This is a genomic window from Cyanobium sp. BA20m-14 (genome assembly GCF_024346295.1).
In genome coordinates, this window is the sequence record NZ_JAGQCR010000157.1 from 1 (window position 1) to 7679 (window position 7679).

Annotated in this window: 7 protein-coding genes; 2 read left to right on the top strand and 5 right to left on the bottom strand. The window is 63.7% G+C overall.

The genetic code is table 11. The features are described from left to right. Nucleotides 1-120: Nif11 family protein (locus KBZ07_RS16480; RefSeq protein WP_396124081.1), on the bottom strand; the 120-nt coding region annotated here is incomplete at its 3' end. 193 nt (nt 121-313) lie between these two features. Between KBZ07_RS16480 and KBZ07_RS13410 the strand changes: the two genes are divergently transcribed. Then, complete coding sequence (locus KBZ07_RS13410; protein WP_254932082.1) at nt 314-1069, top strand: hypothetical protein; 756 nt, start codon at nt 314-316, stop codon at nt 1067-1069. A 2-nt stretch (nt 1070-1071) separates the two neighbouring features. On the opposite strand, the gene KBZ07_RS13415 is transcribed toward KBZ07_RS13410, so the two are convergent. Both KBZ07_RS13415 and KBZ07_RS13420 read right to left on the bottom strand, forming a co-directional pair. Further along, the gene (locus KBZ07_RS13415; RefSeq protein ID WP_254932083.1) at nt 1072-2316 is read right to left on the bottom strand and encodes a mechanosensitive ion channel family protein; all 1245 of its coding nucleotides are present in this window, start codon (nt 2314-2316) and stop codon (nt 1072-1074) included. Beyond that, complete coding sequence (locus KBZ07_RS13420; RefSeq protein ID WP_254932084.1) at nt 2313-3512, bottom strand: extracellular solute-binding protein; 1200 nt, start codon at nt 3510-3512, stop codon at nt 2313-2315. The genes KBZ07_RS13415 and KBZ07_RS13420 overlap by 4 nt, the downstream gene beginning before the upstream one ends. A 110-nt stretch (nt 3513-3622) precedes the next feature. Between KBZ07_RS13420 and KBZ07_RS13425 the strand changes: the two genes are divergently transcribed. Beyond that, nucleotides 3623-6460, top strand: a complete 2838-nt coding sequence (locus tag KBZ07_RS13425) for a valine--tRNA ligase (protein ID WP_254932085.1) — start codon at nt 3623-3625, stop codon at nt 6458-6460. 7 nt (nt 6461-6467) lie between these two features. Here the strand turns inward: KBZ07_RS13425 and KBZ07_RS13430 are convergent, their stop codons facing one another. After that, nucleotides 6468-7202 (bottom strand): ATP-binding cassette domain-containing protein, encoded by a 735-nt coding sequence (locus tag KBZ07_RS13430; RefSeq protein ID WP_254932086.1) that lies wholly within the window; start codon nt 7200-7202, stop codon nt 6468-6470. Beyond that, nucleotides 7202-7679, bottom strand: a 478-nt coding sequence (locus KBZ07_RS13435; protein WP_254932087.1) for an FtsX-like permease family protein, incomplete at its 5' end; no start/stop codon positions are given. The genes KBZ07_RS13430 and KBZ07_RS13435, both read right to left, overlap by 1 nt.

Sequence of the window (7679 nt, forward strand, 5' to 3'; positions counted from 1 at the left end):
TTCGATGGTCAGGCCTGCCTGAGCGCCCACCGCAGCCAGGTCAGCCGCCGTGGTGGCACTGCGCAACTGGCGTTGCAAATCCTCATTGGTGCGGATCGCGACCAGGAAGGCTTCAATCATGGTTTTGCAGAGATTTAGGGGTTAAGGCGCAGTAAAGGCGCAGAGCGGCGAGCCCCTGCTTGTGTTCTGCAACACCCTCTGAACGGAGACGAAGACTGTAATTGTTACCTAAATGGAAAAAAACTTGAAGTTTGCCCCGCGTCAAAATAAGAGGTTGCCTCTGATTAGGTTTTCAGCCGCCAGACTTAGGCGCTTGCGAAAGGTGCGTGGCGTCTTTTTCCAGGTTCTTGTGCTTTGTGGCATCAAAGCTGCGGTTCACTTCTTCGGTCTTGAGCGATTAAGTATTAATCCGCTGTTTTCGGCGATGGTTGCCTCGACGATCTTTTTATTGGGCTTCTTGTTGAATGGTGTGCTCACTGATTTTAAGGAAAGCGAGAAAATACCTGCCGAACTGGCAACCTGTCTTCAGACGCTTAATTTGGAGGTTCGTGCAATTCAGGTCTATCACCCCGAGATCCAGATTGCTGCAGCCCTCGCCGCGGTAACTGGGCTTGGCCAGTCCTTGCTGGATTGGTTGAAGGAGCGGATTACTACAGAGCAAATGCTGGCGCGCCACACTCAAACCCATGCAGACGTGGTGCGTGTTGCGGTGCATTTCAAGGGCGACGCATCTACGTTGAGGGGAAGGCTTATGCAGGATTTAGCGGTAATACTTGCCAAGGTCAATAGAGTGCAGACCATACGCGACACTACATTTGTGCCTCTTGTTTATTGGATGGCGGACATTGCTGCAGTGCTTTTGTTCGCGGGCTTGGTGATGGCGAGAGCGGAAAGCCTTCCAGAGTCTGTCTTTTTTCTTGCTGTAATTTTCTTTATTGTTATTTTACTCCTGCGCTTGATTGATGATATCGACAACCCTTTCGGGCTGTCTGACTTGGATTCGGCAGAGGATGTATCGATTGAGCTGCTGGAAAAAACAGTAGATCGCCTTAGGACTGCTGCTAAGTGAATTTATTGGTTTGATGGCGCTCCGGGTGGCCATTGCATGGAATATTCCACATGCTGTGGGAAAGGAATTTCAATGCTGCTATCGCGGAAGGCCCGCCAGATCGCCTGATTCACCTCGCTGCAGATGCCCACGTTGTCCATCGGGTTGGCGATCCAGAAGCGCAGGCAGTAATTAATAGCGGAGTCGCCGTAGTTCAGCAATAGGGCTTTGGGTGCTGGCTGGGGAAGCACCCGTGCAACTTCGAGAGCTGTGGCCTCGAGTAGAGCAATCACTTCTACTGGGTTGTGGTGATAGGCGGCGCCAATGCTTACCTGGCTGCGGCGCATGCGGTCGCTAGCGGTGTAGCTGGTGGCCGCCTGCGTGAAGAAGGTCTGGTTCGGGATTAGCAGCTCGGCATTGTCACGATCACGCCAAAGCAAGGTTGCACGCAGTCCAAGACTTCGAACTTCACAGGGATCGCCATCGAGCATCAACACTTCTCCTGGGCGCACGGAGCCCTCGAACAGCAGCCAGATGCCGCTGATGAAGTTGGAGAACACCTCCTTGATGCCGAAGCCAAGGCCCACTGACAGGCCACCTGCCACGGCGATCAGGGCGGTGGTGTTGAGGCCCAGGTGCACCCCCACGGCCACCAGGCCCAAGCCCACCACGGTGTAGCGCAGCATCAACTCCAAGGCTTTGCGGCTGCCATCGCTGGATGCCAGGACCCGTTGCACCAGCCAGGCCACGCCCGTTGCAGGTGGCCCCGAGCCCACCAGCACCAGGTAGGTGATCAGGGCGGCATTGAATAGCTTGCCCGCATCGACGGGCACACCCAGCATGCTGCCCAGGGGGGCCACGGCCAGATCATTGATGCTGTCGACGGAGGTGATCAGCATCAGGGCCGCCAGCAGCAGATAGCCAGGTCGCAGCAGGCGGCTCTCGAGTTGCCGCGCCGTTTTCGCGCCGAGGCAACGTTGCAGCAGCGGCTGCAGCTGGTTGAGGCCGTACCAGCCCAGCCAGAGCACTCCCAGCTGGCCGCTGAGTCCGTAGGGCAGCCCCAGGAGGGCCAGCAGCAGGCAGCTGGCCGCCAGCACCACAAGCGCCAGGGGGGTGAAGGCCCGTGGCCGCAGCTGGCGTAGCCAGTTTCGGCGCGCCGCAAACCGCCGCAACACCATCAGCCCGATCGCCACAGCCAGTTGCAGCAGAACGGTGGGCCGCTCCAGATAGCCCAGCCAGCCCAGCACCTCCAGCAACAGCTCTCTCATGGCCGGTTCCGCAGGATTGCGACCAGCCTCTGGCCGGTCGTGGTGGGCTGCATCTCTCCAAACACCAACGTGGTGAGCAGGGTCTGGATCTCGGCCATTCGGGGATCGTTGCTGTGCATCAGCTCCGCCAGGGTGTTGGTTTGGCTGCCCTGCTGGGCCGAGGTCACCATGGCGCTGAGCACTGTCGAGCTGCTCACCGGCACCCTCACGAAGCGGTTGGCCGGCAGCACCACCTGGGAGCCCAGGGTGAGACTCCTCTGGCTCAGGGGGTTCACGCTGAAGCGGCTGAAGGCCAGGGCCCGCTCGCGGCTGCTGCGGCTGGCATTGGTGCCGAGGGCCAACACCCGCAGCTTGTTGATCGGACTCGCATCACCCCACTCGCCGCCCGGCAGGGGCGCCACCCCGAGCCCATCCCCCAGAGCTTTGCGCAGCCGCGGTATGGACGCGCTGCGGCAGGGGAACCAGTCGAGGCGGCCCGCCTGGAATTCCGCTTCCGCCGAGGCCTGGCTGGCGTAGAAGGTGACGCGCTGTTGGATGTTGGCGTTTTGCAGCCAGGTGAGCCAGCGCTCGATCGCCTGCTGCTGGGCCCAGCTGGGTTGCCTGCCGGCTGCGGCTGTATTGATGGCGTCGACCGCACCAAGGCTGCCGACTGTCCAGAAGAGGTTGTAGGCCTCCATCGAGAGGCCCACAGGATGGCCCTTGGCACTCGTGTCAAGCAGCTGCTCCAGGGTGGCTGGTGCGGTGGGCAGTCGCCGGCGGTTGAAGCAGGCCAGCTGGGTTTCCACCAGCAATGGCAGCCCGGCGAGATCTCCGGAGGGGTTGCGCAGCCGATCGAGCACCTGGGGATCGAATGGGTTGAGATCCACCCCTGTTTGTGGGTAGGGCGCTATCACTCCTGCGTTCAGCATCCGCACGGCTGCGTCCCCGTTGAGGAGCAATAGATCGGGGCCCAGCCCGGCCAGGTTGCGGCGCCGGATCGCCCACTCCAGCTCTTTCTCGGGGTAATGACTGAACTGAAAGCGGGTGTTGGGGTGGAGCTGGCGGTAGCCAGCCTCCAGCCCGCCCAGCCGCTGCAGGGTGTCGGCGCGCAGCCCGGCGTCGATCCTCTCGTCGGGGTTCACCTCCACCCCGAGGTAAAGCTCGTTGGGCAGCCCATCGCCAGCGCCGCAACCGAGCAGAAGCAGCGAGGCCAGCACGGGTACGCAGCGCGATGCCACCCGTCGTGTCGCCTGTGAGGGGGCCCGGGGATGCGGCATTGCCTTGCTCTACGGCTTAATTATCCCTGGCCTCAGCCCGTTTTGCGACCATGGCCCGAGTGCCTGCCGCCACCGCCGTGACCGAGCTGTCTGCCCCAGCCCCTGAAGCGGCCCTGCCCAAGACCTACGACCCAGTGGGCACGGAAAGCCGCTGGCAGCACGCCTGGGAGAGCAGCGGCGCCTTTCACCCGGATCCTGCGGCACCGGGTGAGCCTTTTTCTGTGGTGATTCCGCCGCCAAACGTGACCGGCAGCCTGCATATGGGCCATGCCTTCAACACCGCCCTGATTGACACGATCGTGCGCTTCCAGCGCCTACGCGGCAAAAACGTGCTCTGCCTGCCGGGCACCGACCACGCCTCGATCGCCGTGCAGACGATCCTGGAGAAGCAGCTCAAGGCCGAGGGCCAGCGCAAGGAAGATCTGGGCCGCGAGGCATTCCTCGAGAAGGCCTGGGGCTGGAAGGCGGAGAGCGGCGGCACGATTGTGGGCCAGCTGCGCCGCCTGGGCTACTCGGTGGATTGGCAGCGCGAGCGCTTCACCCTCGATGCCGGCTGCAGCGCCGCCGTGATCGAGGCCTTCAACCGTCTGCACGAGCAGGGGCTGATCTACCGGGGTGAATACCTGGTGAATTGGTGCCCGGCCTCGGGTTCGGCGGTGAGCGATCTGGAGGTGGAGATGAAGGAGGTGGATGGCCATCTCTGGCATTTCCGCTATCCCTTGACCAGCGGCGCCGGCTTCCTGGAAGTGGCCACCACCCGGCCGGAAACCCTGCTGGGTGACACGGCCGTGGCGGTGAATCCCAAGGATCCGCGCTACGCCGATCTGGTGGGCCAGACCCTCACCCTGCCCCTGGTGGGGCGACAGATCCCGATCGTGGCCGACGACCACGTGGATGCGGAGTTCGGCACCGGCTGCGTCAAGGTGACCCCAGCCCATGACCCCAACGACTTCGCGATCGGCCAGCGCCACAACCTGCCGCTAATTACGGTGATGGCCAAGGACGGCTCGATGAACGAAGCGGCTGGCCGTTTCGCCGGCTTGGATCGCTTCGAGGCTCGCCAAGCGGTGGTGGCGGCCATGGAGGCGGAAGCTTTCCTTGTGAAGGTGGAGGACTACCGCCACAGCGTGCCCTTCTCCGATCGCGGCAAGGTGCCGGTGGAGCCCCTGCTCTCCACCCAGTGGTTTGTCAAAACCGAGCCCCTGGCGGCCCGCTGCCGGGAGGCCCTCGAGAACGCCGATCCCCGCTTCGTGCCGGAGCGCTGGAGCAAGGTATATCGCGACTGGCTCACCGACATCCGCGACTGGTGTATATCCCGTCAGCTGTGGTGGGGCCACCGCATCCCCGCCTGGTTTGTGGTGAGTGAAACGGGCGGTGTGATTACCGACAACACGCCCTATGTGGTGGCCCGCGATGAGTCAGAAGCCATGGCGAAGGCGGAAGCCCAATTTGGCGGCGGCACCCACGCCCATCCCGTGGTGCTGGAGCAGGACCCCGACGCCCTCGATACCTGGTTTTCCAGCGGCCTCTGGCCCTTCTCCACTCTGGGCTGGCCTGATGCCGATGCTGCCGACCTGGAGCGCTGGTACCCCACCAGCGTGCTGGTGACGGGCTTCGACATCATCTTCTTCTGGGTGGCCCGGATGACGATGATGGCCGGAGCCCTAATGAGTGGTCGGGAAGGTTCTGGAATCCCTTGGATTCCCTTCAAAGACGTGTATATCCACGGCCTGGTGCGGGATGAACAGAACCGCAAGATGAGTAAGTCCTCTGGCAACGGCATCGACCCGCTGCTGCTGATTGAGCGCTACGGCGCCGATGCCCTGCGCTTCGCCCTGGTGCGTGAGGTGGCCGGTGCCGGCCAGGACATCCGCCTCGATTACGACCGCAAATCCGACACCTCCGCCACGGTGGAGGCCTCCCGCAACTTCGCCAACAAGCTCTGGAACGTCACCCGTTTCGCCTTGATGAACCTGGATGGCGAAACGCCGGCCGCTCTGGGCGAGCCCGATGCTGCGGCCCTGCAGCTGGCCGATCGCTGGATCCTTTCGCGCCTGGCCCGCGTCAACCGTGATACGGCTGAGCGCTATGGCAACTACGGCCTGGGCGAGGCGGCCAAGGGGCTTTATGAGTTCGCCTGGAACGAGGTGTGCGATTGGTATGTGGAGCTGATCAAGCGGCGGCTCAACCCAGGTGAAAACCCGAGCCCAGCAGCCCTTGCCGACCAGCGCACCGCCCGCGCCGTGTTGGCCAAGGTTCTTGGCGAGTTGCTGGTGATGCTGCATCCGCTGATGCCGCACCTGAGTGAGGAGCTGTGGCACGGCCTCACTGGCCAGCCAGAGAGCAGCTTTCTGGCCCTGCAGAGCTGGCCGGCGCTTGATCAGGCCGCTCTAGACGACCAGCTTGAGGCCCAGTTTGCCGAGCTGATCGAGGCGATTCGGGTGGTGCGCAACCTGCGGGCTTTGGCGGGGCTCAAGCCCAGCCAGAGCGCGCCGGTGTCGTTTGTGACTGGCCGCGCTGAGCTTGCAGCCCTGTTGCAGGAGGCCAGCCCCGACATCACGGCCCTCACCCGAGCCGAGAGCGTGGCGGTGCTTAGTCCCGAGCAGGCCGAAGCTGCTCCGGCCGCCAAGGCCCTGGCCGGCGTGAGCGGTGAGCTGCAGGTGCTGTTGCCCATCGAGGGCCTGGTGGATCTCGACGCCCTGCGCGGCCGCTTGGAGAAGGACATCGCCAAGGCTGATAGGGAGATCAAGGGCCTGGCGGGTCGCCTCGCCAATCCCAACTTTGCAGATAAGGCCCCGCCTGAGGTGGTGCTGGAGTGCAAGGCAAACCTGGCCGAAGCTGAAGCCCAGGCGGCCTTGGCCCGCAGGCGGCTGGGGGATTTGGGCTGATCTGGGCTCAGGCGCTCGCCACCAGTCGGCCGTCCTCCAGGTTCACCACTCGGTCAGCGATATCGAGGATCTTGTTGTCGTGGGTCACCATCACGATCGCGGCGCCGTGGCTGTCGGCCAGCTGGCGGAACAGGTCGACCACATCGCGACCGGAGGTCTTGTCGAGGGCTGCGGTGGGTTCATCGGCCAGCAGCAATCGGGGGCTGGGGGCCAGGGCGCGGGCGATCGCCACCCGCTGCTTCTGGCCGCCGGAGAGTTTCTCGGGGTAGTAATTCACCCGTTCCCCCAGTCCCACGTGGCCCAGCATGGCGGCGGCGCAGTCATCCATCGCCAGCCGGCCTTGCCCCAGCCAGACGGGGCTGACCTCCAGGCCGAAGCGCACGTTCTCAAGGGCCGTCAGGTAGGGCAGCAGATTGTGGGCCTGGAAGATGAAGCCGGCCTGGCGCCGCAGCCGGGTCAGGGTGGTGTTGTCGGCCTCCAGCAGCTCTTCACCCAGCACCCGCAGGCTGCCGCTCTGGGCGGCCCGCAGGCCGCCGAGCATGGTCAGCAGGGTGGTCTTGCCCGAGCCGGAGGGGCCGGTGAGGATCACGATCTCGCCGGCATGCACGGTCAGGTTGATGTCGGTGAGCACCTGCTTGGCGGTGTCCCCCTCGCCGAACCAGTGGGTCAGATGCTGCACCTCGATCCGCAGTTCGCGCCCGGTGTGATCGGGTGGCCCGGCTGCAGCGTCCAGCGGCCCCATTAGAAGATGTCGGCGGGATCGAGCCGCCGCAGCTTGCCGGTGGCCAGCCAGCCCGATCCGGCCGCCATCGTCAGGGTCAGGGCGAACACCGCAACGGCTCGCTGGGCGGTCATGGCGATCAGCAGCGAGGTGGAGTTGGCCAGCACGGCATAGAGCCCGATCGCCAGCACCAGGCTGGGCACGAAGGCCAGGGCAGCCAGCAGCACCGATTCCTGCACGATGATGCCGACGACGAAGCGATCGCTGTAGCCCATCGCCTTCATCGTGGCGTATTCCGGCAGGTGATCACTGACGTCGGAATAGAGAATCTGGTAGACGATAATTGCGCCGACGATCAGGCCCACCAGCACCCCCAGGTTGAAGATCAGACCGAAGGAGGTGTTGTTGCGCCAGTGGTCCACCTCCACCGCCTCCAGCTGCTGGAGGGTGAGCACCTTCACCGAGGGATCGAGGAAGCTCTCCAGGGTGGCCTGCACC

Excerpts from the sequence above, each read along its gene's own strand:
- KBZ07_RS13430 (WP_254932086.1), bottom strand. The coding sequence starts at position 7,202 with ATGGGGCCGCTGGACGCTGCAGCCGGGCCACCCGATCACACCGGGCGC.
- KBZ07_RS13415 (WP_254932083.1), bottom strand. The coding sequence starts at position 2,316 with ATGAGAGAGCTGTTGCTGGAGGTGCTGGGCTGGCTGGGCTATCTGGAG.
- KBZ07_RS13425 (WP_254932085.1), top strand. The coding sequence starts at position 3,623 with ATGGCCCGAGTGCCTGCCGCCACCGCCGTGACCGAGCTGTCTGCCCCA.